This window comes from Roseovarius carneus (genome assembly GCF_020141465.1).
Taxonomy (GTDB): Bacteria; Pseudomonadota; Alphaproteobacteria; order Rhodobacterales; family Rhodobacteraceae; genus Roseovarius; species Roseovarius carneus.
This window is the reverse complement of sequence record NZ_JAHSPD010000001.1, coordinates 973,182-999,198: the sequence shown is the minus strand read 5'-3', so window position 1 is coordinate 999,198 and position 26,017 is coordinate 973,182. Positions and strand designations below refer to the sequence as shown.

Sequence of the window (26,017 nt, the reverse complement as noted above, 5' to 3'; positions counted from 1 at the left end):
GTGCCCGGTTTGGCAAGCCGTCAAAGGGGGCGGGAGGCCACCCAAGCATAGCCGTTTTCGCACAGGATATAGGTCTCACGCAGGCCGTGCGGCTTGTCGGTAGGCGGCTGGAGAATATAGGCGCCGAACGCCTCGGCGCGGGCAGCACAGGCATCAGGATCAGTGTCGTAAAACCTCAGCTCTGCCCCACCCCCACGCGGCCCGGCTTCCGGGACGAGGCCAAGCAGCGGGTTCGAATGATAGGTTGCGTCCACATGAAGCTGCATCACCTGATCACCATAACGCATGATGGCGAAATCCTCGCTGGGCTGAAACGCCTGCATCTCGAACACATCAACAAGAAACGCGACCTGCCGGGCCACATCGCGCACAAGAATGTTGAGACCCATGCCGCGCAGGCTGGCCCCAAATCCTTCGGGGCTTATGGTCTCGTAATCCATGGGCGCGCTCCTGATGGCTTGCGCGGGGCAGGTTGATCCCCGCGCCGCACCGTGTCAACCATGGCGGATATAGCAAATCAGGTGGCAGCATGGCTCAAAACTCTCACGATATTTCCATGCCGCCGTCCCACGTGCCCCAGAGCTTTACCTGCGCCGAGGCCGCTGTGGATCACCTTTGCACGCTCTACGGGGAGGCCACGGATTTTCTGCGCGCGGCGTTCAATGCGGCGGTGGGAGGCCCTGCACCCGAGGGGCGTTTGCGCGCCTTTTATCCAGAGTTGAGCATCACCACGACCAGCTTTGCCAAGGTCGACAGCCGGCTGTCCTTCGGCCATGTCGCGGAGCCCGGCACGTATAGCGCCACGATCACCCGGCCCGACCTCTTCCGCGCCTATCTGGTGCAGCAGATCGGGCTTCTGCTTGGCAATCACAACGTACCCGTGACGGTAAGCGTGTCGAACACACCGATGCCCGTGCATTTTGCCGTGGCACAAGACCCTAACATCACCGTGCCACATCAAGGGGCCGCGGGCTTCACCCTGCGCGATGTGTTTGATGTGCCAGATATCAACACAACCAACGACGATATCGTCAACGGCACACATGTCACGCCTCGGGGTAGGCCTGCGCCGCTCGCGCTTTTCACGGCACAGCGCGTGGATTATTCCCTCGCGCGGCTCGCGCATTACACAGCCACTGCGCCCGAGCATTTTCAGAACCACGTTCTCTTTACGAATTACCAATTCTACGTGTCGGAGTTTGAGGCCTATGCACGCCTCGCCCTTGCTGATCCCACAAGCGGCTACACCAGCTTCGTCAGCACCAACAATGCCGAGATCACGGAGCCGGACGCCGCCCTGCCGATCGCGGCCAAGCTGCCCCAGATGCCCGCCTATCACCTCAAGAAGGCGAATGGTGCCGGGATCACCCTCGTGAATATCGGGGTGGGGCCGTCCAATGCTAAAACCGCGACCGATCACATTGCCGTCTTGCGCCCGCATGCCTGGATCATGGTCGGACATTGCGCAGGGTTACGCAATTCGCAGAACCTTGGGGATTTTGTGCTGGCCCATGCGTATCTGCGCGAAGATGGCGTGCTGGACGCGGATCTGCCCACGTGGGTGCCGGTGCCCGCGCTGGCCGAGATTCAGATCGCGCTGGAACAAGCTGTAGCCACAGAAGCACAGGTCACGGGCTTTGACATCAAACGGGTGATGCGCACTGGAACCGTGGCCAGCGTCGACAACCGCAATTGGGAGCTACGCGATCAATCCGGCCCCGTGCAGCGCCTCAGCCAGAGCCGCGCCGTGGCGCTTGATATGGAAAGTGCCACGATCGCAGCCAATGGGTTTCGGTTTCGCGTGCCTTATGGAACGCTTTTATGCGTCTCTGACAAGCCATTGCATGGCGAATTGAAACTGCCAGGCATGGCGTCAGATTTCTATAATGATCAGGTTGGGCGACATTTGCGGGTCGGCATTCGCGCGATGGAAACCCTCGCAAATATGCCACTGGAGCGTATCCATAGCCGCAAATTACGCTCATTTGAGGAAACTGCATTCTTATGAGATCGCAAAAAGCCCCTAAACCCTAAAAAATATGAATGTTGAGGCCACTATGCGTTGTGTTACCCTACAAGATAGAGTTAGATAAGCGCCGTGAGGCCCAATACACGGGCAGTTGAAGGAGACCATAAAATGGCAAAACCAATGACAAAAACCCAGCTTGTGGCGGCTCTGGCCGAAGAAATGGGCAGCGACAAGAAAACCGCAAGCGGCGCACTGGATGCGATGATCTCCGTGATCACCAGCGAAGTGTCTGGCGGCGGTGCAGTGACCCTGCCAGGCGTTGGCAAAATCTATTGCCGCGAGCGCCCTGAGCGCATGGTCCGCAACCCGGCCACGGGCGAGCAGATCAAGAAAGAAGCAGACAAGGTCGTGAAAATGACCATCGCCAAAGCGCTGAAAGACAGCGTGAACGGCTAAGCTTGCATCTTTGACAAGTTTCCGAAAGGGTCGCCCAGTGGCGGCCCTTTTTTGTTGCCGTGCGTGTAAGGGGCGGGCATGGATCTTCGCAGTATTTTGATGGGCTTAGCCTTTGTCGCCATGTGGTCCAGCGCATTTACCTCCGCGCACATAATCGTCGCCGCGGCCCCCCCGATCAGCGCGCTTGCGCTCAGGTTTTTGATCGCGGGGCTGCTTGGTGTTTTCATCGCAAAAATGCTGGGCCAGACATGGCGGCTCACTCCGCAGCAATGGCGGGCGACGATCATCTTCGGCATCTGTCAAAACACGCTCTATCTCGGGCTCAATTTCGTCGCGATGCAGACGATTGAGGCCTCTTTGGCTGCAATCATCGCCTCCACCATGCCGCTTCTCGTAGCGCTCGCTGGCTGGGTTTTCTTCCGGGAAAAGCTGCCCCAGATGGCGACATTCGGCCTGATCGGTGGCTTTGCCGGGGTGGTTATCATCATGGGCAACAGGCTGTCGGGCGGTGTGGATGTCTATGCGCTGGGCCTGTGCGTCATCGGCGTTCTGGCCCTCACCGTGGCCACAATGGCCATGCGCGGCGCCTCCTCCAAGGGCAATTTCTTGATGGTTGTTGGGCTCCAGATGCTGATCGGCAGCGCAATCCTGAGCGTTGTAGCCGTCTCGACCGAAACGCTCGTGATCAACTGGAGCTGGCAGCTCATCGTGGCCTTCATCTACACAATCTTGGTGCCGGGGCTTGCGGCCACTCTGGTGTGGTTCTTGCTGGTGGAGCGGATTGGCGCCACGCGCGCGGCGACCTTCCACTTCCTCAACCCATTCCTCGGCGTGGCAATCGCTGCGGTCATCCTGAGCGAGCCTTTGCAGGTCTATGACATGATCGGAGTGGCGGTTATCATGGGCGGTATCCTCGCCGTGCAATTGTCAAAAAAGCGGGTCTAACGCAGGGCGCCTTTGCCTTTTACCTCCGACATGATCGGGTCGTCCTCATTGTCATAAAAGCCGCAAGCCCCGACATTACCCCCTGCATAAAACACATCATAAGGCCGCCATCTCATCTAACCTTCTCGCCGCTTATTGCGCCTCACGGATGGCGGCGAGCACACGGTGCGGCAGCGCGGGAAGCTGTCGGACAAGACCGCCCGAAGCATGGCGGATCGCATTGAGGATAGCGGGCGCTGTGGGGATGAGCACATGCTCCCCAAGCCCTTTTGCCCCCATCGGCCCTTCAGGGTCGGGCACTTCGAGCAGAATCGTCTCTATTTCAGGCATATCACCCGTTGTCGGGATCAAATAGTCGTGCAGGTTTTCCGTCCTGCCGGGGATAAATTCCTCCATCAGCGCAAGACCGAGCCCCTGCGCAATGCCGCCTTCGACCTGCCCTTCGGCCAGAAGCGGGTTGATCACCCGCCCAAGGTCATGCGCGGCTGTGATCTTGGTCACTTTCACGGTGCCAAGGGTCATATCCACGCTCACCTCCGCGATATGCGCACCATAGCCATAGACCGCATAGGGGCTGCCTTGGCCATCTGCATCGAGCGGGATAGTGGGCGGGTCGTAGGTTTCCTCGGCAGCCAGGGCGTATCCGTGCGTATCAGGCTCTAACATGGCCAAATCAATACGCCGCTCACCCGATCCATCGCTCACGATAAGCTGTGTGCCGTCCAACCGCAAAGCCGCGTCCGGCCCCATATTGCTCTGGCTCAGAATACGCGCCCGAAGGCTTTGCCCGGCCAGTTCCGCCGCCTTTCCCGTCACATAAGTCTGGCGCGAGGCGGATGTCTTGCCGCAATCCGGCGTGATGCCCGTATCCGGCCCGATCAAAGTGAAATCCGCCACCGCCAGCCCCAACGCATCGGCACAGATCTGCGTGATCACCGTGTTGGAGCCTTGTCCAATATCCGTTGCGCCTTGGTGCAGACAGAGCTGCCCTTGAGGCGTGATCCCGACCCGGATGGTTGATGGGTTGGGCAGGGCAGTGTTCCCACACCCGTACCAGCAGGACGCGAGGCCGACCCCGTGGCGCAATCTTCCACCCTTGGCATTTGCCAGCTCGGCACGTTTCAACGCCGTGTGCCAAGACGCTTCCAACGCATCCAGACAGGCGCTGATCCCCACACCCTGCACGATCTGCCCGCAGACTGTCTCTTGCCCCGATTGCAGCGCGTTGATCTGTCGAAAAGCGAGTCTATCAAGGCCCAACTTGCCCGCAAGCTCGTCATAAAGCGTCTCTTGCATGATCGCCGCTTGGGGCACGCCAAAGCCTCGGAACGCGCCAGAAATGGCGGAATGTGTGTGCCGCGCATGGGCTTCGGCATCGTAATGGGGCGTGTAATAGGGGCCGGACGCATGGACCGGCACGCGGCCAGACACAGTAGGCCCCCAACTGGCATAAGCGCCGGTGTTGAACTCCCCCTCAAAGCGCATGCCAGTGATGCGCCCGTCTGCATCCGCCCCGATCCGTGCCTGCATGACCGACGGATGCCGTTTGGTCGTGGAGGCCATGGATTCGGCCCGGCTATAGATCATCCGCGCAGGCCGCCCGGTTTTGAGCGCCACAAGCCCAATGAGCGGCTGCAAGGACAGGTCCAGTTTCGACCCGAATCCGCCCCCTGCGGTCGCTGGGATGATCCGCACACGCGCGTGCGGCAGGCCAAGCACCTTCGCCGTGTCGTCACGGTCCATGACCGGCGCTTGCGTGCAGGCCTCAATCACAAGGGTGTCGCCGTCCATCCAGGCGATCCCAGCCTCAGGCTCAATATAGGCGTGCTCAATATAGGGCGTGCGCATTTCACCCTCGGCCACCACGGCAGAGCGGGCCAACGCCGCGTCAGCGTCGCCGCGCCGCACCTTGCCCGTGATGAGCAGGTTATCGGGGCGATGATCATGGATAAGATCGCGCTCAATCTCCTCCCATCTGATCGGGAATGTGGCCAAATCCAGCGCCTCAATCACCTCTGGCGCACCCGCGATAAGGGCCACAGCCTCGCCCCGCAGCCTTGCGTGCTCTTCGGCCAATGCGGGTTGATCGGCGAAAGGGGGGATAGTGCCAAAGCAATTCTCGCCCGGAATATCGGCCGCCGTGAACACATGGACTGCGCCGGGGAGCGTGGCGCACCACGCCTCAATCTCTCCAAAGGTGAACCGCGCCGGGGCCGAAGGCGCACGTATGGCGCGCACCAGCAAGGCCCCCTCGGGCGCGGTATCCGCCCCAAACCGCTCAGTTCCAGCCACTTTCGCCGCACCGTCCAGCCGCTCGATCCGCGCACCAACCGCCATCCCTGCCGCGGGCATCGCGGTGGGCGGGGTCGCGCCCGCATCACAGACAGCGTCAATGATCTTGGCATAACCTGTGCAACGACACAGAACCCCGCCAAGCGCCTCTTCCGCCTCGGCCCGGCTGGGGGCCTCGGACGCATTCAAAAATGCGCGCGCGGCCATCAACATACCCGGTGTGCAGATGCCACATTGCGCGGCCCCATGGCGCAAAAACGCCGTGCGGAGGCGCTCAAGCAGTGTATCATCCGTGGCCTCCACCGTGGTCACCGCGCGGCCAGCGACCTGAGCCGCCGGGGTCAGGCAGGCACACACCGGTGCGCCGTCCAAGAGAACCGTGCAGGCCCCGCAATCGCCCGCATCACAGCCCACTTTGGTGCCGCGCAGCCCCAGATCCTCGCGCAACACCTCCGACAGCCGCCGCCCGGGTGTGTTGGGCAGGATATGCTCCGCCCCGTTCACGGATAGGACCAATTGCGGTACCTCGCAGTTCATGCAAACCCCTCCGCCACATCGCAAAGCGCCCGGTGGACAAGCTCTGCCGCTGCCTCAAGCCGATACCCTGCATCCGCGCGAATATCGTCAATCGGGCTTAGCGCGGGCGCAATCAGATTTGCGTCCAGCGGCGCGCTCAACTCCATCACAGGCCGCCCAATCAGAGCCTCTTCCAGCGCAAGAAGCCGCGTGGCAACCGCGCTGCAAGACCCGACAGAAACCGCCATCTGCCTCACACGGCCCTCACGTACCTCAACACGTGCAGCCACCATGGCAATCGAAATCACCAGATATCTCCGCGCGCCAAGCTTGAGAAACCGCGAGTGCCCGCCCAGCGATCCGTCCGGAATGAACAGGCCCGTCACCATCTCGCCCGGCGTCAGCAGGGTCTGCCGCACCCCAGTGATGAAACCTGACAGGGGTACACGGCGCAGGCCATGGGCCGAGGCGATCTCGACCTCCGCATCAAGGGCAAGAAGGCAGGGCACACCATCCGCAGCAGGGGATGCATTGCAAATGTTGCCCACGAGCGTGCCCGCATTTTGGATCTGAACCGATCCCACCTCGCGCGCAGCCTCTTTCAGCATGTCAAACGCGGGGGGCAAATCAGCCTTGATCACATCGCTCCACGTGACTGCCGCGCCGATGCGCACACCACCAGCCACAGCCCCAACATGGGCCAGATCGCCAATCCCCGTGATATCCAGAACGCGGCCCTCAAGGCCCCGCCGGTCTGTTGCCGGGAACAAATCCGTGCACCCCGCCGCAATCACGGCAGGCCCCTCGGCAAGGGCGTCCAAGGCCTGGCTCACGTTGGCGGGTCGCAGATAGGCAGTCACGTCGGTCTTCTCCTTCTTGCGAAACGCCAGAGCAGTTCTGCCGCTGGCCTTGCATGCTGAAACTCACACCCCGATATAGCGGTCCACGATGCTGCGATCCGCGCGCAGGGCTTCGGCGGGCAGGGTCTCGCCGTTGCGCCCGTTTTCGATGAACGCCACCCGGTCCGCCACCGACAGGACGGCATCGACCCGCTGCTCCACCAGCACGATTGCAACACCCTCGTCGCGCATTTGCACAATCACCTGACGGATCGCCTCGATCATTGAGGGCTGCAATCCTTCCGTGGGCTCATCCAAGAGTAGCACCTTTGGTCGCAAACACAGAGCCCGCGCTGTGGCGAGCATCTGTTGCTCTCCGCCGGAAAGGGTCTGCGCGCGCTGGGTCATCCGCTCTTTCAGGCGGGGGAAAAGCGCTAGAACCTCCTCCAAAACCTCCGGGCCGCTTTTGCGTGCACGCAGGCCGATCTCAAGGTTCTGCGCCACGGTCAGCCCCGCAAAAAGCCGCCGCCCTTGCGGGATATACCCCACACCAGCGCGCGGCACCTCATGCGCAGGCAGGGTGCTGACAATCTGGCCGTCCACCCGCACCTCCCCGGACATGAGCGGCAAAAGCCCCATGATCGTCTGCATCATCGTCGTTTTGCCCGCGCCATTGCGCCCCATCAGGCAGAGGATCTCGCCCGGTGCCACGCTGAGCGATACATCCCTGAGCACCTGCGCGCGCCCGTAGCCCGAATTGATGCCCCGCAGCTCCAGCATCATCCGCTCCCCAGATAGGCGGCCTGCACGGCGGCGTTTTCGTGAATTTGCGCAGGGGTGCCCTCGGCCAGTATCTCGCCAAAATTAAGGACAGTCACCTGCTCGGCCAGCTCCATCACAACGCTCATATTATGCTCAATCAGCAGGATCGTGGTATCGCCTGCAAGCTCCCGGATAAGGGATTTGAACCCGTCAATCTCGGCCTCGGCAAGGCCTTGGGTCGGCTCATCAAGGATCAAAAGACGCGGGCTTTGCACCAGCCCCATGGCGATCTCCAAAAGGCGTTGGTGGCCATAGCTCAGGTCACCCGCCTCCTGATCTGCGCGACCCTCAAGACCCACACGGGCCAAGGCCGCCGCAACCGAAGCCTCCCCCTTGCGGCCCCGGCGCGCCGCGAGCGCCACATTCTCGCGCGCATCAAGGCGCGGGAAAACGGACGTGATCTGAAACGTGTAGGCCATGCCAAGCCCGATGCGTTTATGCGCGGGCAGGGTGGTGATATCGCACCCGTCAAAGGTAATGCGACCCGAACTTGGCGCAATACGCCCGCAGATCATGCTCACAAGCGTGGTCTTGCCCGCGCCATTGGGCCCGATCAGTGCGCGCACCTGCCCTTGGGGCAGATCGAAATCAACATCTGTGACCGCCTTCAACCCATCAAAGCTCTTGGTCAGGCCGCGTGTGGACAGGATCATGGCAGCCACTTCCACACCCGGCGGCGCAGCTCCCCCACCAAACCTTGGGGTGCAAAGAGCGTGAGCAGGACCAAAGCCACCCCCGCGATCAGCATATGGGCCGTGGTGATGCCTGAGCTTAAATCGATCAGATAGAACATGAAAAGCGTTCCAATGAAGGGGCCAAGCACAGTGCCCGCACCGCCCAACAGCACGTAAAGAAGCGGCAGGATTGAATGCGGCACCGCCGCAAAACTCGCGCCCACATAGCCGAAAAGCAGGCCATAAGCCGCGCCCGCCGCCGCCGAAATAGTGCCGGAGATGACCACGGCAGCAAGCTTATGCGCCCAGATGTCATAGCCCAGCATCCTCACCCGTTCCTCATTCTCGCGGATAGCGATCAGGGTCTTGCCAAACGGGTGGCGGACAAGCCAGAGGCTGATCAGCAGGCAGGCCGCGAAAAGGCCATACGCCGCGAAATAGCGGTTGGTGGCATCGCTGAGATCAATCCCCCAGAGGATGCGCTGCGCCTGTTGGATCACGAACCCCTCGTCGCCCCGCGTCCAATCGACGAAGTAAAGCGCAGTGAGGTATCCCGCCTGCGCAAACATCAAGGTAACGATCATGAACGCCACGCCCACCGTGCGCAGAGCCAGAAGACCCAACACCACCGATACCAGCGCCCCGACCACAATCCCCGCCACCATCGCTGTGGCCGGGGACGCTCCCAAATGCTCAATGCTCAGCCCCATCCCGTACATTCCGGCGGCAAAGAACAGCGCGTGGCCGAGGCTCAGCAAGCCGGTGTAGCCAAAGAGAATGTTGTAGCCGATCGCATAGCTCGCCAGCACCATGATCCGCGCCAGATTGCCATGATGATAGGCGGGCAGCACGAATTGCAGCACGAAGAGCAGAACCAAAAGCCCGCCATGCAGGAGGATGATCTTGCGCGCCCCGCTCATGTGCTGCGCGTCCCGAAAAGGCCTTGGGGGCGAAAGACCAGCACGAGCCCCACAAGAAGCGTGGCGAGGATCTTGGCCAGCGTGGGCGAGAAAAAGACCGAGATGATCCCATCGCTCAGCCCGATGAAGATCGCCGCCACCACAGTGCCGGGCAGACTTCCGAGGCCCCCGATGATGACCACGATAAACGCCAGAAGAAGCGGCTCGGCCCCCATCAGGTAATGCGCCTGCTGAATGGGCACGATGAGCACGGCGGCAAGGGCGGCAAGCCCAGCCCCGATGCCAAAGACGATGGCATAGACCCGCTCCACCGGGATGCCAAAGGCCAGCGCCATCTCGCGGTCCGCTTGCGTGGCACGCATCACAAGGCCGATCCGCGTGCGCGTCATCATCAGCCAGACCCCGACCAAAACGACCGCCGCCGCGCCGATCACGGCCAGCTTGTAACTCGTCGTGCTCAGCCCCCAAGGCCAATACATCGCCAGCGCGCCGTCTTTGAACTCAAGCCATGGGATCGCAAGCCGCGCATTGAAAGGCGGCTCCACGGGCCGCGCCTCGGGGCCGTATCCCATCAAGGTCAACTGTTGGATGATATAGAGAAGTCCGATCGTGGCCACGATGGTCCGCTCCGGGTCATACTCCACCCGTTTCAGGATCGTCATATCCGCCGCCGCCGCGAGCAGCCCCACCAGAAGCGGGGCCACAACCAGCGCCACGGCAAAGCCCAGCGCCGGGTGCCCGCCCATCCAATGCGCCACATACCACGCGATCACTGCGCCCAGCATATAGAACTCACCATGCGCAATGTTCACGACCCGCATGACGCCGAACACAAGGCTCAGACCCACCGCGGTCAGCGCCAGAACTGAAGCCATGACAGCGCCTTCAAGGCTCGCCAGAAGCAGATATGGTCCCAGATCCATGCGCGTCTATCCCCCGGCCATCTCGGCCTTATGCGCCTCGACCAGATCCACCATGGAATGGAACATAAAGTCATAGCGCGGCATCTCGCCGGGGTTCATCGTCGCGCCAAACCCCTCTTTGTCGTGCCTGCGGTAGATCCAGCAATTGGCAAGCCCATGCCGGTTGGCCGGGCCATGATCGTGAAACATGCTCTCGGCGGTATGCAAAATATCGCCCGCCTCAATCCCCAGCCGCCCAAGATGCTCCAACATGTAGTCAAAATTGCGTGGGTCAGGTTTGTAGCTGCCAATATCACCCGCCACGTAAGTTGCATGAAACGGATAGCCCAGCTTGGCATCGCTATGAGCAAAACTGTGGTTATCCACATTGGACAAAACGATCAGCTTGAAGTGATCCTTAAGATAGGCCAGCGCCTCAGCGCTATCGGGAAAGGCGGGCCAATGCTCCACTGAATGGCCATAGACCTGTGCTTCCTCCCATGTCGCATCAAGCCCCCATTCCTCCGCAAGTCGCTTGTAGACAGTCGCTAAAACGGCTTGGTACTCCTTGCCCGGAGTATAGCGCTGGCAGGTGCTTTCATAAAACGCATGCGCCTCCAGAACGGCATCGCGGCTTGGCTCCACGTCCATCTGATCCGTCAACGGCTTCAGCCCCGCAATCATCCCGCTCTCCCAATCAATCAACGTGCCGTAGACATCAAATGTCAGCGCCTTGTAATTCCGCAATCTCACAGAAAGTTCCCTTCAAAGCACGACACGTAACCGCCTCATCTTCTTGCCAAAAATATCCTGAGCGCGTTGAATTTCCAAAGAAACTCAACGCTAAGGAAAGCCCCTCCCCGACTTTCTCAGATCAGAACGACTGCGTGGTGTAATCCACCTCATCCGGATAGAGCGTGTCTTCAATCGACGTGCGGTGCACGCGGACCATCTTGCCATTCTCAACACGGCTGATGTTCTGGTGGCCGAACACCTGATGGGTCTTGCCGTTGAAGATCTTGTCGCCTTGCGGATGGGCAAGGCTCTCAGGGATCGCGCGCATCGCTTCCACCGCCTCAATCAACTTGGCCCGGTCGGCTGGCCCGCCATAGCCCGCGGCCTCCATCCCCTCCTTGATCACATGCAGCGTTTCCCAACACCCAAACATATGGCCATAGGTAGATATATCCGTCGGATCGCTGATCGACGCGCCATGATCATCCACACCCACAGCGGCGCGATAGGTTTTCTCATGCTCCGACTGATCGGATTGCGCATCGCGACACATGCCTTCCCAGAAATACGTCCCCTCAAGGAACTCGAGGCCCGGGCTGCCGATATCCACCGCCTCCAGACTGTCGATGAAGCCAAACATAGCCGGGCGCGAGGGGCCAAAGAACTCTCCCAGCTCCTTCACGAAGGTCAGAACGGCGGGCCCCACCATGACGTGGTAGACCACCTCCGTCTCGCGCGGAATTTTCGGGAAATACTTGGTGAAGGACGTCTCGGCGGGCGGGATCGCGATCTGCTCCAGAACCTCGCCGCCCTGCTCCTTGATAGCCGCAGTAAAGAAATCACGATGATCATGGCCAAAGGCAAAATCGGGAAAGATCATCGTGACCTTCTTGCCAAGATTTTCCGCCACATACGGCGCCATCGCCCGCACCTGGCTTTTCACATCCGTGATACCGGGCTGAAGCGTGTACCGGTTCAGCATCCCGCTGGCCACGTGATGCCCCTCAGACACTACGAAATAAGGCAGCTTCAGCTCGCCCGCGCGCGGCGCCGAGCCGATAACCACATGGCTGAACAGCGTGCCAAAAGCCAGTTCGCAATTATGCTGATTGGCAAATTTTTCCAAAACCTCCGCACCCCGGCGCGGGTCTGTCCCATCATCCTCGGCCACCACCTCGACCATCCGGCCGTTGATGCCGCCCCCATCGTTGATGAGCTTCACAGCGGCCTCGGTCGTGCGCCCATACCAACGCCCATAAGCGCTGCCGATGCCCGTACGGTGCACCTGAAAGCCCAGCTTGAGAGGCTCGGATGTCTGCGCATGCGTATAGCGCGCCCAGAGCGGCAGGCTCGCGGCCCCTGCGGCAATCCCCGTGAGGGCTGTGCGGCGGTTGATGGTCTTGGGGGTGGTTGGCGTCTTGGTCATGACATTTCTCCCGGTATGAGGCGATCATATGCCGCCCTTTACGAGTGACCCTGCGAAACATTCCGCCCCTTGTCTAGTTTTTTAAATCCTCAAAACCCGCGCGGCGCGGCCAGAAGCCAAAGACCAAAGAACGTATAGGCCACCATAAACACCGCCAGAGGAAGCTGGCTCAACACCGCCCCGCGCCCCCCCTGCACAAGGCGCAGGGCCAGCACATGAGCGAGGATAATCGCAATCACATGCCCGATCACCACCGCCCCCGCCTGCGTGAGCCAAATCGCCTTGACCGGTCCCGGCTGAAACAAAAACCCCGTGGTAACGCTGTATTGCCCAAGGCCCAAAAGATCCGCGCCAGAATTAAACGGATCACTCAAAGCCGCCAGCGCATATTGCCCATCGACCAGAAAACTCGTGAGGTAATGCGCGATGTGATAGCCCAGCGCGATAGGCAGGATCGCAGGCGCAAAAAGACGCACAGCCAGCGCCAGCCGCCCGCGCACACCCGCCATGAAAAGCCCCGCCCATGTCGATGCCGCAAAAATAAGCAGCAATATGACAACCGATAGGCAAAGCCCCACCAAAGTCGGCCCCACTACGGCTGAGCGGCCCGGAAATTCCAGCGGGTTCAGCCCCAGAATACCCAGCCAGAGAAAGGTCTCGTTGAGCCCGTCGAAGCTGCCAACTGCCAGCATCAAAAGCGCAAAAATCGCGCCCCCCATCGGCATGGGCCGCCGCGCCAGAAGCTGCCAACCCGGTAGGCCAAGTGCCAAACTCCCCCGGTGCCGGCCCAAAACGGCCATCCGCGCAAACATCCGCATCAGGATCGTCACACATTCGGCCCGCAGGAGCCATCTCGGCCCAAAAAGGCACAGTGCGGCCAGATTGATCAACCAATAAAGCCCGATCACCACCGCCAGCCGCGCCGGATCAGCGGGGGCAACATCCGCCAGCAAAAACCCGGCAAAAGCCACGAACCCCACCATGCCGGGGCCGTAGCCCAGCCCTCTGGGATAGCGCAGCGGCGCGCGCTCTCCAGTGAGATAAGTCATCAGCGCGGCAGGCCCGGTGAAGGGATTGGTCCAGCGCCAATGATCCATCACCAGCCCCTGAAGTGTGACCAGCATCACCCACCAGAGCGTCCACACCACAAGGGGCAGCGGATTGACCAACGGATCACGCGAGCCGTAAAGCCCGACGCCCACCAGCACGACAAGCGACAGTGCGACAGTGCCGCTGATCCAATGGCGCGCGTCTCTGCCCTGCCACCGCCACAGATGCAGGGGCCGAAAGAGCGCAGCCCCCGCCCGGTCCGGCAGAACTCCCAAAAGGATCACCGTCAGCGCAACGCTCGCCACCCCGGACCAGATGTAGAAATCAGTGGGCAGCAGCAAAACAAACCCCTGATCCCCCGCATGCGCCTGCGCCTGCCCCGCCCAAGACAGGAGCGCTGCCACTATCCACAAAAACCGCATAAGCCCTCCGCTTCCAGCCACACCCCGCCGCTTGGGCTTCTTCTTAGCAAAAATACTCAAACACGACAGAAAAACCACACGCCCCTCGTGCGTTGACTTCCCCCCAAGCGGATCAAATACAAACCAGCGCTATAAAAAGGCGCACGGGACCCGTGACCAAAACTGAGAGCCAAGTGGCTGGTATCGATGTGGGCATCACCTTCACCGATCTCATGAAGCTTAACCCAGACTGCGGCGTCATGACCGCGCTCAGCACGCTCGTCCTCATCCGGCATGATGCCAAGACACGTCCCTAGCCGCCTCGGATCAGATCATCCTCATCGTGTTGGGCCGAAAGGCCCAGCGCCTCCAGCCCGTTTTCCAGATGGTCCGACACATGCGGCGAACCCAGCAGATAGTCCGCACATGGCGTCGTTGCCTCGCTGCGCGCTGTTTGGACCGCGTCAGCCAGATCTTCAGGCTCGAAACTGCCTCGCCCGATCCACATGAGTGCCACAAGGCTCGCTTGTTCATCCTCACTGAGCCGATCGATAAAGCCACGCAGCTCCCCTTCGGCGCGGCCAAGCTCGCGCGCCATGAGAACCACTTGGGCCACCTTATATGTGCTGATCTCCAGCATCCTCGCCTCCCATTGTTATGCAATGAGCAAGCGTGGCACGATCGTGGGCCGCGCGTCTTTGATCTTACGCAAAGATACGGTGATAGAGCCAATGCGGGAAAAACCGCGACGCGCGGAAGAGCAGTGAAAAGGCGCGCGGGAAGTGGCGCACGTAAGCGCCATCATCGCACATCAGCTCGAACATCTCCTGCGCGGCCTCTTCCGGCGTCATGATGAAGGGCATCTTGAAGTCGTTCTTGGCGGTGAGACGCGTCTTGATAAACCCCGGATTGGCGATCTGAACCCGCACCCCGGTGCCCGCCAGATCGGCCTGAAGGCTCTCGCCCAGCGCCATGACGCCCGCTTTGGCCGCTGAATATCCAATTGCGCCGGGCAGGCCGCGAAAGCCTGAAAGGGAACCTGTGAGAACGATGTGGCCTGCGTCGCGCGCCACCATTTGATTGATCACAGCCCCCACACTGCGCACAGCACCGGTGAAATTCACATCAGCCATCGCCTCGGCCTGCTGCGCGTCCCAGTCCTGCGCCTTGAAGGGCCAGTAAACACCGGCGAGAAACACCATCCCGTCGATTTCGCCAATGGCGGCGGCGGCGGCGGTCACGTTGTCGAGGTTTGAGACATCCACAGCCACGGCCCGCGCCTTGCCGGGCAATGCGTCCACAAGGGCTGCCAGTTTGTCCTCACTGCGGGCCGAGACGATCACTTCGGCCCCGGCGGCGCTCAGCTTGTGGGCCAGCGCCTCACCAAGCCCATCACTCGCCCCGATCAGCCAATATCGTTTCCCGGCCCAGTTCATCATTTACCCGTCCACCCTCTGCATCGTGGCCACCAACTCGGCCACCTTGATCCCGAATTTACGAAACTGGCTGCGGTTTACAATGGTTCCGCCGGGCGTGACATACATCCAGTCCACGGTGTCCAGAACATGCCCCCCCGCCTCATCGGCCAGACGGATGCGGTAATTAAGCCTCATGGCACAGCCAACCTGTTCGCCCGTGCCTTGGCCCACCAGATCATCCGCATCGGCGCGGATGGTCCCGTCATTGGCCAGTTCCAGCCGCCATTCCCGGTCTTGGGTGTTGCCACTATCATAAAGGAAATGCTCCTTCATGACGCCGCGATTGCCATCCCATTTCGCCTCGAAATCGGCGGTGAAGCGTGAAGAGACACGGCCAAGCGGGCCATAGATCACCCCTTCGCATTTGATCTTGCCATTGAGATGCTCGCGCAGGTTTAGAACAGGCTCTGTTCCGGCGTAATCCGCCATTTTCTGCGCCCGAAACCCCGTGATGCGCACCCAGAGCCACACAGCGGCAAAGCTGAGCAAAGCACCCAGCGCGACAAATCCGAAACCCGTCATAATGTCAGGTCCTTTCCTCAAGATGTGTGGACGCCAACAGCGCGATCGCCACCAGCTTGAGCACGCATGGCAGCGCGCAATAGAGAAGCGTGAGAAGGCGCAGCGCCTCCTCGGAATTGTCTGGCCCCGCCTGAAAACCACCCGCCTGCAAAATCGGCAAGAGAGACACCGCTGCCAGCGCAAGAGTGAATTTCGACACGAAGGACCACAGGCCAAACGCCTCACTTGCGCCAGGGTTCACCTCGGCCTGACGGCGTGCAAACAGAGCGGGCAGAAGGGTCATATCCGCCCCAAGGGCCGCTCCTGAGGCCAGACAGACAAGGCCAAAGGCCCATGTGTCCCCGGTGCCCAGCGTGGCCGCCCCCGCAAAGGCGAGGATGGACAGGACCATGCCCGCCAGAAGCACGCGTTTCGCGCCCCATATCTCTGCCGCGCGGCCCCAGAAGGGTGTGGCGAGGGCGGCGGAGAGGAAAAAGATCAATAATAGAGGCCCTTCCCAGCCGGGCGCATCAAGGCGGCTTTCAACGAAGAAAAGAAAGAGTGTGGAGCTGACCGCGACGGGGGCCGCGTTGACCAAAGCGACCAACAAAAGACGGCGCGACACCGCATCGCGCAGCACCGGGCCAAAGCCCTGCGACGGGATGGAGGCCCGTCGCCACTCGCCGTTCATCGCCCAAAGGGCAAGCACCGCGAGGATGACAAACGACAGCGCAAAGCCTGCAAAGCTGCCCAAAACGATGGGGGCAATCGCCGCCGCACAAATCCCCAAAAGCGCACCCGTTTCACGCCAGCGCGCAAGGCGCAGATGCCCCGCGCCGGGCATGGCGTCCGCTGCGGTCACGCCTTGGGCATAAAAGCAGATGGTGAGGTAGCTGAACGCGGAAAAGACCACGGTGAGCATCAGCGCAAACCAGACGATGGGCATTATGGGCGGCGTCACGGCAAAGAGACCCGCCATCGCAACCGCCATGGCAAAACCCGCCACCGCAATGCTCAGGCCCCGCCGCCCCTGCATCTTTGAGGCCAGCCGCCCCAGAAGCGGATCCTGCACGAAATCCAGCAGGCGCAGCCCGAAAAGAACCGTCCCCAGCAGGGCCAGAGACACGCCATATTCATCCACATAAAACTTAGGCGCATGGATATAGAGCGGCAGACCTGCCGCCGCCAAAAAGGCCGCAAAGAGCGCGTATGAGGGCAGGCGCGGAGCGGCTGTCACCGGCTCACCTCCTCGGCGGGCGGCTCAGGGCGGGGCTGATAGCGCGCGCCTTTCCACCAGAGCTTGAGCGCCTGCCAATGAATGAGCGCGAGTACCCGGCGCGACCCGAAAGGCCGCCGCAGCATCGCGGCCAGTAGGCTGCGATTGCTCAGCGGTTTGCGCGCGCCGACCAGCGTGGCGATCACACCCGCACCATGGGCCTGCATATCGATCCAGATCCCGATCCGGTCAGGGCGGATATCAAAGCGAAAAACGTAATCGCCCTCGATCTTCTGAAAGGGCGAGACGTGGAAAATCTTCTGCGCGCTCAGCTTGTCCTCGGCCTTGATCGGGGCACCGTCGTCGCGGTGCACCAGATAGGAATGGCGATCACCAAACGTGTTTGTCACCTCCGCAATCACGCTCGTAAGCGCGCCTGCATCATCTCGGCAGAGCCAGAAGGAGACCGGGTTGAACACATGGCCCAAGATGCGCGGCTGGGCCAGAAGCTCCACCTTGGCAGGCGCGGGGAGCTGGTATTCACTCAGCACATCGCGCACCCAAGCGGCACCGCGCCCGGCACCCGGCGCGCCGCCATGGTCGGTATCATGCAGGCTGGCGAGGCCACGCGCATTGCGGCCGAAAAGCCGCGGGGTCTCCGGCGCGGCCTCGGCATCCACCAGCACATAATCGATGGTATAGCGGAAGGCGTTTTCCACCGCCCCCTTGCGCCCATGCCATGTGTGGCCTGCGATATGGTCGATCCCGCTCATGCGGCGGCCCGCGCTCCGCGTGCTGTCAGCGCATCCACCACATCCACAGCGCTGCTCAGCCCGTCCTCATGAAATCCGTTCTTCATCCACGCACCACAGAACCATGTATTCTGCGCGCCGTTGCTCGCGGCGATGCGGCCTTGGGCCGCCAAAGCGGCGGTGTTGTAGACCGGATGGCGCAGCGTGACGCGGTCATAGATCAGCTCTTCGCGGATCGGGCGCGTGGTGTTGAGCGTGACAAAATGCGGATCGGTCTCGGGGATTGGTTGCAGCTTGTTCATCCAATAGGTGAGATCAATCTGACCCGTGCTCTTGCCCGCCGCCTCTGTGTAATTCCAGCTGGACCAGACGGCCCTTTTGCGCGGCATGATGTTGGCATCGGCGTGCAGCACCACATCATTGGGCTGATACGCAATCGCACCCAGATCGCGGCTCTCCTCGGTGCTGGGATCGGCCAGGAGGCGCAGGCTGTCGTCGGAATGGGTGGCGAAGATAACCTCGTCAAACCCTTCCCACTCCGCACCGTGCAGCTTGACCTCAACGCCGGTGCCTGTCCGGCGTACTGATTGCACGGGCGCACCCAGCCGGATGTCCGTGCCCTTCGCGCGCAGCGATGCCTCAAGCCGGGTGACATAGGCGATCGAGCCGCCCTGCACAGTATACCATTGGTGCTGGCCCGAGTAATTCAGCAGCGCGTGGTTCTCAAAAAACCGCAGCATCGCCTCGGCAGGAAACTCCAGGATTTGTTCTTTGGGCGTGGACCAGATCGCGCCGGACAACGGCAGCAGGTAATAGTCGCGAAACCACCCGCCAAGGCGTAGCCGCTCCAAAAGATCAGCCACCGTTTGATCTGCGCCCCGACTGGCCGCCAGCGCCTTGGCGTTGAACCGGAAGATATCGCGCAACATGCCAAGGAACCGAGGATTGACCGCGTTTTGCGGCTGCGCAAACACCGCCCCCGCACTGGCCAACCCGTATTCGAGACGCCCCCCATCAATGGACGCACCAAAGCTCATGTTGCTGAGGGCGACAGGAACGTCCAGTTCCTCAAAGAGTCGCGCCATGTGCGGGTAATTGGCATAGTTGAACACGATGAAGCCGGTATCGACCGGTTGATCACCGTTTTTGCCCGCAATAATGGTGCGGGCATGGCCGCCCAGACGTGGCTCCGCCTCGATCAGGGTCACATCATTTGCATCGGACAGCATGTGCGCCGCCCCCATGCCGGAAATTCCGGCGCCAATCACAGCAATCTTCCTGCGCGCGCCAGCGGCTGTTTCAAACGGCATAGTCGGGTGTTCCATTCGTGCTTAGGTTAGTGTGCAATACGGACCGGAGTCCGAACCGGATGATAAAAGAAAAAAAACGGTTTTAGATGATCCAAACCTGGGTGCCACCCGTAAATGGCATATGTATAGTGAGATTGACACTCTTGACGCGCCTCTCGCCGCTTCGGTCCTTTTAGGTCCCAAGCTGCGCGCGTCCGGTCGTGCGGAAACCAGGAAGAAAGTGGGCCTAGCACCCGTGACGCCACAACGAGAGTCAGAAAACCTGCGGTGGACGGAATGCATCACGCGCATCCGCGATTTCAAGGATGAGGCGGCATTTGCAGAGCTGTTCGATCACTTCGCGCCACGCATCAAAGCGTTTCTGATGCGCTCGGGCGGGGATGCAACCATTGCCGAGGAATGTGCTCAGGATGTGATGGCGACCCTTTGGCAAAAGGCGCATCTCTTTGATCCTAGCCGTGCGAGTGCGGCCACGTGGATATTCACAATCGCGCGTAATCGCAGGATCGACGCGCTGCGCAAGGCCCGCAGGCCCGAGCCTGAGGATATTCTCTGGGGTCCAGACCAAGAGCCGGACCAAGCAGACGTCCTCGCCCTTCAAGAAGAGAGCGATCAGTTGGCCGGGGCCATTGCCGATCTTCCAGAAAAGCAAAAGGCCCTCATTGAGGCCGCGTATTTTTCCGACCTGAGCCATTCTGAAATCGCAGAGAAAACCGGCCTTCCCTTGGGCACAATCAAATCCCGCATCCGTCTCGCGCTTGAGCGGCTGCGCCACGCAATGAACTGAATGAAGCATATGACGCATACTATTAAACACCACCTGTCCGACGCCCTGTTGATGGCTTACTCCGCCGGGAGCCTGCCTGAAGCGTTCAACCTGACCATTGCCGCACATCTGAGCATGTGTGACGAATGCCGCGCCCGCGCCGGTGCGTTCGATACGGTCGGCGGCGCTTTGATGGAAGAAACGGCGGCGGTCGAAATGTCCCATGGCAGCATGGCCGCGGCTCTGGCCCGTGCCAAGGCCGCGCCCGCCGAGCCGCGTGTGCGCCGCACCCGTGGTGGCGTGCTGCCCGCGCCCATTCAGGCCTATGTCGGCGGTGATCTGGACGCGGTGGCATGGCGACCGGTCGGCATGGGTGTGAAGCAGGCCATTTTGCCCACCGAAAAGGGTGCCACAGCGCGTCTTCTTTATATCCCCGCCGGGGCAGCCGTGCCTGATCACGGGCATCGCGGGACGGAGCTAACTCTGGTTCTCCAAGGTGCCTTCAGCGATGCGACCGATCATTTCGGCGCAGGTGATATCGAGGTGGCCAATGAAGAGCTTGACCATACGCCCGTGGCCGATATCGGTGCCGATTGCATCTGCCTTGCGGCCACCGACGCGCCCCTGCGCTTCCGGGGTCTGATGCCCCGCCTGGCACAGCCTTTCTTGCGCATTTGATGACGCCGCGTTGGGGGTGACATTCCCCAATGCGCGGCGCATCCTGACCTCTGGATTTTGCCGGAGGCCGACATGACGTATAGCCACCTTTTCGCACCGCTCGATCTTGGCCATGTCACGCTCAAAAATCGCGTGATCATGGGGTCCATGCATACCGGGCTGGAAGAAACGAAGGACTGGCCCCGCGTGGCCGAGTTCTACGCAGCGCGCGCACGTGGTGGCGTGTCTCTCATGGTCACCGGCGGCATGGCGCCAAACCGCGAGGGCGGCGTATTTCCGGGTGCGGCAGGGCTTTTCACGGACGCGGATATCACCAACCACCGCACCGTTACCGACGCGGTTCACGCAGCGGGGGGGCTTATCGCGATGCAGGTGCTGCATGCAGGTCGCTACGCCTACGGACCCGAATGCGTGAGCGCCTCAGCGATCAAATCGCCGATCTCCCCGTTTGCGCCCAAGGAACTGGATGAGGCGGGCATCGAGAAGCAAATCGCCGATATCGTGACAGCCTGCATTCGCGCCCGCGAAGCGGGGTATGACGGGGCCGAGATCATGGGCTCGGAGGGCTATTTCCTCAACCAGTTCCTCGTGACCCACACCAACAAGCGCACCGACCGCTGGGGCGGCAGCTACGAGAACCGGATGCGCCTGCCCGTCGAGGTGGTTCGCCGTGCGCGCGCGGCTGTCGGCCCCGATTTCATCCTGATCTACCGTCTGTCGATGATCGATCTGGTGCCTGAGGGCAGCACATTTGAAGAGGTCGTCACACTGGCCAAAGCCGTTGAGGCGGCGGGCGCCACATTGATCAACACCGGCATCGGCTGGCACGAGGCGCGCATCCCGACCATCGCCACCTCCGTGCCGCGCGCCGCCTTCGCATGGGTTACGAAAAAGCTGATGGGGCATGTGAGCATCCCCGTGATCACCTCCAACCGGATCAACACGCCCGAAGTGGCCGAGGATGTGCTGGCCACGGGCTGTGCCGATATGGTCTCGATGGCCCGGCCCTTCCTCGCTGACGCCGATTTCATCGTCAAAGCCGCCGCAGGACAGGCCCATCTGATCGCACCCTGTATCGCCTGCAACCAAGCCTGCCTCGATCATACATTTTCGGGCAAGATCAGCAGCTGCCTCGTCAATCCGCGTGCCTGTCATGAGACGGAGCTGCGGATCGAATCGGCGGCCAAGCCCAAATCCATCGCCGTGGTCGGCGCCGGCCCCGCGGGGCTGTCCGCGTCCATCACCGCCGCCGAGCGGGGCCACGACGTCACCCTCTTCGACCGCGACAGCCGTATCGGTGGACAGCTCAACATGGCCCGCGTGATCCCCGGCAAGGAGGAGTTTCACGGCCTTGTGGATTGGTTTGCCGCCTCGCTGAAGGCCGCAAACGTGACCCTAAAATTAGGGCATGAGGCCACAGCGGCCGACCTCGCGGGTTTCGATGAAATCATCATCGCCACAGGCGTTCAGCCCCGCGATCCGGAAATCCCCGGACAAGACGGCCCCAACGTGCTCAGCTATATCGACGTGCTGCGCGGCCGCGCCGAGGTCGGCGCGCGCGTGGCGGTGATCGGCGCGGGCGGTATCGGTTTCGATGTCTCCGAATTTCTGGCCCAGGCTGGTGAAAGCCCCACCGAGAACCTGCCGGAATGGATGATGGAATGGGGCGTCACCGACCCCGGCACGGCGCGCGGCGGCGTCGCCCCCGAAGGCCCCCGCCCCGAGGCCCCCGCCCGCCAGATTACCCTGCTGCAACGCAAGAACGAGCGCCCCGGCAAGCGGCTTGGCAAAACCACAGGCTGGATTCACCGCGCTGCGCTCAAGATGAAACAGGTCAAAATGCTCAGCGGCGTTAACTATGAGCAAATCACCCCAGAGGGCCTGCACATCTCATATGGCGAAGCCCGCGAGAACCCCGCGCTGATCGAGGTCGATACGATCGTTCTCTGCGCAGGTCAGCTCCCGAATCGTTCGCTTGCCGATGCGCTGGAGGCCCAAGGTCGCACGCCTCATATCATCGGTGGTGCGGATGTCGCGGCCGAGCTGGACGCCAAACGCGCCATCGACCAAGGCACCCGCCTCGCAGCAAAGCTCTGACCGTCTCATCTTCTTGCCAAAAATATCCCCGCCGGAGGCTCCCGTCTGCGGGTCTAGACGCCCACATCCGGACCAAGGCACAAGAGCGGCTCCGCGCTCTGCTCCACCTCGTAAAGCTCTGATTGCGCGGGGTCGTTCTCAAACCGCGCGATCAGGCCTGAAGGGCCTTTCTCAAAGCTCCAGCATTGCGGATCGGGCTGGTTTTCATAGACAAAACAGATCAGCCCCGCCTCTTCGTACCATTCTCCCTCTTGGCACCGCCCATCAAGGAAGGACCACCGCACCCGGCGATCCTCCAGATACTCTTCCGCCCCATAAGGCTGTCCCAAGCTGCCGTAATAAAACGTCTTTCCCAACGTATAGGCGTCAAATTCCTCAGCAGTCAGGAAAGATTGCGCCGCCGCAGGCAGGGCAAGACATAGGCTCAGGGCAAGGGTCAAAATACGCATGGGTCAGAGTCTGCCAGAGCCAGGTCCACCTGACCAGCCATCAAAGCGGATCGCGGCACAAAGATGCCATCTCAGCCATCAGGCATCCATTTGCGCACGCGTTTGTCCATGACGCGCCGCCAGATCGGCGGCGTCAGGACCAAAACCGCCATCACCGGCAGTGGATAGGGCAAGCAAGGCATTTCATCCTTGTTGAGTTGCAGCGCGGGATAGGGCCGCGCAGGGCTCATATGATGATCCGAATGGCGCGGCGCGTTCAGGGTCAGCGCCGAGGAAAACCAGTGCGGCGCGTTCCACGCGTGCTGCGGCCCGACAGGCTCCAACCGCCCATCCGCCGCCTCTTTGCGGCGCAGGCCGTAATGCTGCACATAATCCGACATCAGGATCTGTAACTGCGCGTAGAGACACATCGCGACATAAGCCACGAGCGTGGCAATACCGTCCATGGCAAAGCTCAGCGTCAGACACAGCACGCCACCCCCAAGATAAAGCACGAATGGATGCCGCCACGCAGGTTTACCTCCACGCCGCAACATCTCCGTCTCCACCTGGAACGCCGAGACGAAGCTGCCCCGCGTCGCGCGCAGCACATAGGCGTAAAACCCTTCGCCCAAGGGTGCGCTGCTCGGGTCCTTGTCGCTGGCGACATAAGTGTGGTGCACACGCAGATGCGCGCTGGCGTGGTGCCCCGCCAAAAGCGTGGTGTAGATGACCCGCCCCAAAAGACGCAGCGCGCGCGACGGCTTATGAATAAGCTCATGCGCGGCGGGATGCGAGATTTGCCCAAAAACAAGCCCGCCCGCAATGCCCAGAACCATCTGCTCGACCAAGCGTAAATCGCCCATGCCGCCCACGGCCCAAACGCAGAGCGCAAGCAGTGCCAAATGGCCAAACCCCAGCCCCACAAGCAGCGGTGTGGCTGCCGGAAACTCCACATCCGGATCGGTGTTGTCCATCGTGCGCGCAGCCAGCCTGTCCAAACCGAAAACGATCACCGTCATATAGCTCAGCGCCGCAACACCCACCCAGCCGCCAAACATCGCGCCGAAAGAAATCAGCGCGACAGGCAGCAGAGTGGCGAAGGCAAAAAGGGGCATCGTGGGTCTCAAGACAGGTCGGCCCCCGCGTAGATGGCATGAGAGTTGGGCGATTTAACGGCATATCGTTAAGATAAGCTTTGCCCGCGCAGTTTTGTGTACCCGCACGCCACCCTTCCAAATCCCGCGCAACCCGATTAGGTGAGAGGGCAACACCAAGATGCGAGGCGCGCATGGCGTTTTTCAAAAAGCTCAAAGACAAGCTCTTCCGGTCCTCTTCAAAGCTTGAGGAAGGTTTAGATGCTATTGTTGAGGATGGCGGCGTCGCCGAGCCAGAGACACAGGCCGGGCCTATCGAAGACACCTCCGCGCCCGAACCTGCGTCCGCCCTAGACCCAGATATCAAGCCTGAGCCTGAGCCTGAGCCTGAGCCTGAGCCTGAGCCTGAGCCTGAGCCTGAGCCTGAGCCTGAGCCTGAGCCTGAGCCTGAGCCTGAGCCTGAGCCTGAGCCTGAGCCTGAGCCTGAGCCTGAGCCTGAGCCTGAGCCTGAGAAGGCGATCACGGCTCCGCCCCCGGTGCAACCCGTGCCGCCCANCACCTCCGCGCCCGAACCTGCGTCCGCCCTAGACCCAGATATCAAGCCTGAGCCTGAGCCTGAGCCTGAGCCTGAGCCTGAGCCTGAGCCTGAGCCTGAGCCTGAGCCTGAGCCTGAGCCTGAGCCTGAGCCTGAGCCTGAGCCTGAGCCTGAGCCTGAGCCTGAGCCTGAGCCTGAGCCTGAGAAGGCGATCACGGCTCCGCCCCCGGTGCAACCCGTGCCGCCCAAACCTTTGCCGATTTCTGAACCCGCGCTGCCAGAGCCTGCACCCGCCAAACCGGGTCTTATCGGGCGTCTTTTGGGGCGCGGGGTGGAGGCCACTGTCACCCGCCGGGCGCTCGACGATGATATGCTGGAGCGGCTCGAAGAGCTTCTGATCACGGCCGATATGGGCGTCGATACGGCGCTCCGCGTCACCGCCAACATGGCCGAGGGTCGCATGGGCAAACGCCTGTCGACGCAGGAGATCAAGACGCTTCTGGCCGCAGAGATCACCCGCATCATGGAACCCGTCGCGCGGCCCATGCCGCTTTACTCGAAAAAGCCGCAGGTCGTGCTGGTTGTTGGCGTCAACGGCTCAGGCAAAACGACAACGATCGGCAAGCTGGCCAGTCAATTTTGCGCCGCGGGCAAAAACGTGGTGATTGCCGCGGGCGATACGTTCCGCGCAGCGGCGGTGGAGCAATTGCAGGTCTGGGGCGACCGCGCGGGCGTCCCGGTCCTCACGGCGCCCGAAGGCTCGGACCCCGCCAGCCTCGCCTTTGACGCGATGACAAAGGCGCAGGCGGATGGTGCCGATTTGCTGATGATCGACACGGCAGGACGTCTGCAAAACCGCGCCGATCTCATGGAGGAGCTGTCGAAAATTGTCCGCGTGATCCGCAAGAAAGACCCTGATGCGCCGCATAACACCCTTTTGGTGCTCGATGCGACCACCGGCCAGAACGCGCTGAGCCAAGTGGAGACGTTCCAGAAACTCGCCAATGTCTCGGGCCTCGTGATGACCAAACTTGATGGGACAGCCAAGGGCGGCGTGCTCGTGGCGCTGGCTGATAAGTTTGGCCTTCCCATCCATGCGATTGGCGTGGGCGAGCAGATTGACGATCTGGCGCCGTTTGATCCCGAGGATTTTGCAGCGGCGCTCACCGGGCTGGAGCGGTGACAGCCCCGGCTTCGGCCCTCGGTCACGCT

General features: G+C 61.5%; 26 protein-coding genes. 8 read left to right on the top strand and 18 right to left on the bottom strand.

The window, feature by feature from the left end; all coding sequences use genetic code 11:
- Positions 1-20 precede the first annotated feature (20 nt).
- Positions 21-440, bottom strand: a complete 420-nt coding sequence (locus KUD11_RS04920) for a VOC family protein (protein WP_109386084.1) — start codon at positions 438-440, stop codon at positions 21-23.
- 89 nt (positions 441-529) lie between these two features.
- Between KUD11_RS04920 and KUD11_RS04915 the strand changes: the two genes are divergently transcribed.
- From KUD11_RS04915 to KUD11_RS04905, 3 genes are all read left to right on the top strand, one after another.
- Positions 530-2,008: an AMP nucleosidase gene (locus KUD11_RS04915; protein WP_224380152.1), complete on the top strand. Its 1,479-nt coding sequence runs from the start codon at positions 530-532 to the stop codon at positions 2,006-2,008.
- A gap of 129 nt (positions 2,009-2,137) precedes the next feature.
- Positions 2,138-2,425 carry an HU family DNA-binding protein gene (locus tag KUD11_RS04910; protein ID WP_109386088.1) on the top strand — a complete coding sequence of 96 codons (288 nt, stop codon included), beginning with the start codon at positions 2,138-2,140 and terminating at the stop codon, positions 2,423-2,425.
- A gap of 78 nt (positions 2,426-2,503) precedes the next feature.
- On the top strand, positions 2,504-3,370 hold the full coding sequence (locus KUD11_RS04905) for a DMT family transporter (protein WP_109386090.1): 867 nt from the start codon (positions 2,504-2,506) through the stop codon (positions 3,368-3,370).
- A gap of 132 nt (positions 3,371-3,502) precedes the next feature.
- On the opposite strand, the gene KUD11_RS04900 is transcribed toward KUD11_RS04905, so the two are convergent.
- The 9 genes from KUD11_RS04900 to KUD11_RS04860 all read right to left on the bottom strand — a co-directional run bounded on the left by KUD11_RS04900 (position 3,503) and on the right by KUD11_RS04860 (position 13,950).
- A complete protein-coding gene (locus tag KUD11_RS04900) occupies positions 3,503-6,199 on the bottom strand; it encodes a molybdopterin-dependent oxidoreductase (RefSeq protein WP_109386092.1) in 2,697 nt (898 codons plus the stop codon).
- The gene (locus KUD11_RS04895) at positions 6,196-7,038 is read right to left on the bottom strand and encodes an FAD binding domain-containing protein (protein WP_109386094.1); all 843 of its coding nucleotides are present in this window, start codon (positions 7,036-7,038) and stop codon (positions 6,196-6,198) included. Before KUD11_RS04895 ends, KUD11_RS04900 begins: the two co-directional genes overlap by 4 nt.
- Positions 7,039-7,101: 63 nt before the next feature.
- Entirely contained in the window at positions 7,102-7,797 is a 696-nt protein-coding gene (locus KUD11_RS04890; RefSeq protein ID WP_109388219.1) for an ABC transporter ATP-binding protein, read from the bottom strand.
- Entirely contained in the window at positions 7,797-8,492 is a 696-nt protein-coding gene (locus KUD11_RS04885) for an ABC transporter ATP-binding protein (protein ID WP_109388217.1), read from the bottom strand. Before KUD11_RS04885 ends, KUD11_RS04890 begins: the two co-directional genes overlap by 1 nt.
- Complete coding sequence (locus KUD11_RS04880; RefSeq protein ID WP_109386096.1) at positions 8,489-9,433, bottom strand: branched-chain amino acid ABC transporter permease; 945 nt, start codon at positions 9,431-9,433, stop codon at positions 8,489-8,491. Before KUD11_RS04880 ends, KUD11_RS04885 begins: the two co-directional genes overlap by 4 nt.
- A complete protein-coding gene (locus tag KUD11_RS04875) occupies positions 9,430-10,356 on the bottom strand; it encodes a branched-chain amino acid ABC transporter permease (protein WP_109386098.1) in 927 nt (308 codons plus the stop codon). Before KUD11_RS04875 ends, KUD11_RS04880 begins: the two co-directional genes overlap by 4 nt.
- Before the next feature lie 6 nt (positions 10,357-10,362).
- Positions 10,363-11,088: a haloacid dehalogenase type II gene (locus tag KUD11_RS04870; RefSeq protein WP_109386100.1), complete on the bottom strand. Its 726-nt coding sequence runs from the start codon at positions 11,086-11,088 to the stop codon at positions 10,363-10,365.
- 121 nt (positions 11,089-11,209) lie between these two features.
- Positions 11,210-12,496 carry an ABC transporter substrate-binding protein gene (locus KUD11_RS04865; RefSeq protein WP_109386102.1) on the bottom strand — a complete coding sequence of 429 codons (1,287 nt, stop codon included), beginning with the start codon at positions 12,494-12,496 and terminating at the stop codon, positions 11,210-11,212.
- Positions 12,497-12,585: 89 nt separating this feature from the next.
- Positions 12,586-13,950: a hypothetical protein gene (locus KUD11_RS04860; RefSeq protein WP_224380151.1), complete on the bottom strand. Its 1,365-nt coding sequence runs from the start codon at positions 13,948-13,950 to the stop codon at positions 12,586-12,588.
- A gap of 170 nt (positions 13,951-14,120) precedes the next feature.
- Here KUD11_RS04860 and KUD11_RS04855 point away from each other — a divergent pair, with 170 nt between their 5' ends.
- A complete protein-coding gene (locus tag KUD11_RS04855) occupies positions 14,121-14,264 on the top strand; it encodes a hypothetical protein (protein ID WP_181375308.1) in 144 nt (47 codons plus the stop codon).
- Here KUD11_RS04855 and KUD11_RS04850 read toward each other — a convergent pair.
- From KUD11_RS04850 to KUD11_RS04825, 6 genes are all read right to left on the bottom strand, one after another.
- Positions 14,261-14,587, bottom strand: a complete 327-nt coding sequence (locus KUD11_RS04850; RefSeq protein ID WP_109386104.1) for a DUF3775 domain-containing protein — start codon at positions 14,585-14,587, stop codon at positions 14,261-14,263. The genes KUD11_RS04855 and KUD11_RS04850 overlap by 4 nt on opposite strands.
- Before the next feature lie 64 nt (positions 14,588-14,651).
- Positions 14,652-15,386, bottom strand: a complete 735-nt coding sequence (locus KUD11_RS04845) for an SDR family NAD(P)-dependent oxidoreductase (protein ID WP_109386106.1) — start codon at positions 15,384-15,386, stop codon at positions 14,652-14,654.
- Positions 15,387-15,947: a DUF3833 family protein gene (locus KUD11_RS04840; RefSeq protein WP_109386108.1), complete on the bottom strand. Its 561-nt coding sequence runs from the start codon at positions 15,945-15,947 to the stop codon at positions 15,387-15,389.
- Between the two features lie 4 nt (positions 15,948-15,951).
- A complete protein-coding gene (locus KUD11_RS04835) occupies positions 15,952-17,163 on the bottom strand; it encodes an MFS transporter (RefSeq protein ID WP_109386110.1) in 1,212 nt (403 codons plus the stop codon).
- Positions 17,160-17,915, bottom strand: coding sequence for a DUF1365 domain-containing protein (locus KUD11_RS04830; protein WP_109386112.1), 756 nt, complete (start codon positions 17,913-17,915; stop codon positions 17,160-17,162). The genes KUD11_RS04835 and KUD11_RS04830 overlap by 4 nt, the downstream gene beginning before the upstream one ends.
- Positions 17,912-19,204: an NAD(P)/FAD-dependent oxidoreductase gene (locus KUD11_RS04825; RefSeq protein ID WP_109386114.1), complete on the bottom strand. Its 1,293-nt coding sequence runs from the start codon at positions 19,202-19,204 to the stop codon at positions 17,912-17,914. Before KUD11_RS04825 ends, KUD11_RS04830 begins: the two co-directional genes overlap by 4 nt.
- Before the next feature lie 262 nt (positions 19,205-19,466).
- On the opposite strand from KUD11_RS04825, the gene KUD11_RS04820 reads away from it, so the two are divergent.
- The 3 genes from KUD11_RS04820 to KUD11_RS04810 all read left to right on the top strand — a co-directional run bounded on the left by KUD11_RS04820 (position 19,467) and on the right by KUD11_RS04810 (position 22,745).
- Positions 19,467-19,991: a sigma-70 family RNA polymerase sigma factor gene (locus KUD11_RS04820; protein ID WP_318010160.1), complete on the top strand. Its 525-nt coding sequence runs from the start codon at positions 19,467-19,469 to the stop codon at positions 19,989-19,991.
- Positions 19,992-20,000: 9 nt separating this feature from the next.
- Positions 20,001-20,648 (top strand): ChrR family anti-sigma-E factor, encoded by a 648-nt coding sequence (locus tag KUD11_RS04815; protein WP_109388223.1) that lies wholly within the window; start codon positions 20,001-20,003, stop codon positions 20,646-20,648.
- A 72-nt stretch (positions 20,649-20,720) separates the two neighbouring features.
- Positions 20,721-22,745 (top strand): NADPH-dependent 2,4-dienoyl-CoA reductase, encoded by a 2,025-nt coding sequence (locus KUD11_RS04810; protein ID WP_109386118.1) that lies wholly within the window; start codon positions 20,721-20,723, stop codon positions 22,743-22,745.
- 53 nt (positions 22,746-22,798) lie between these two features.
- Here KUD11_RS04810 and KUD11_RS04805 read toward each other — a convergent pair whose 3' ends face one another.
- Positions 22,799-23,194: a hypothetical protein gene (locus tag KUD11_RS04805; protein WP_109386121.1), complete on the bottom strand. Its 396-nt coding sequence runs from the start codon at positions 23,192-23,194 to the stop codon at positions 22,799-22,801.
- Positions 23,195-23,265: 71 nt separating this feature from the next.
- Positions 23,266-24,291 (bottom strand): alkane 1-monooxygenase, encoded by a 1,026-nt coding sequence (locus KUD11_RS04800; RefSeq protein WP_109386123.1) that lies wholly within the window; start codon positions 24,289-24,291, stop codon positions 23,266-23,268.
- 173 nt (positions 24,292-24,464) lie between these two features.
- Between KUD11_RS04800 and ftsY the strand changes: the two genes are divergently transcribed.
- Positions 24,465-25,988: a signal recognition particle-docking protein FtsY gene (ftsY, locus tag KUD11_RS04795; RefSeq protein WP_224380150.1), complete on the top strand. Its 1,524-nt coding sequence runs from the start codon at positions 24,465-24,467 to the stop codon at positions 25,986-25,988.
- Positions 25,989-26,017: the final 29 nt, after the last annotated feature.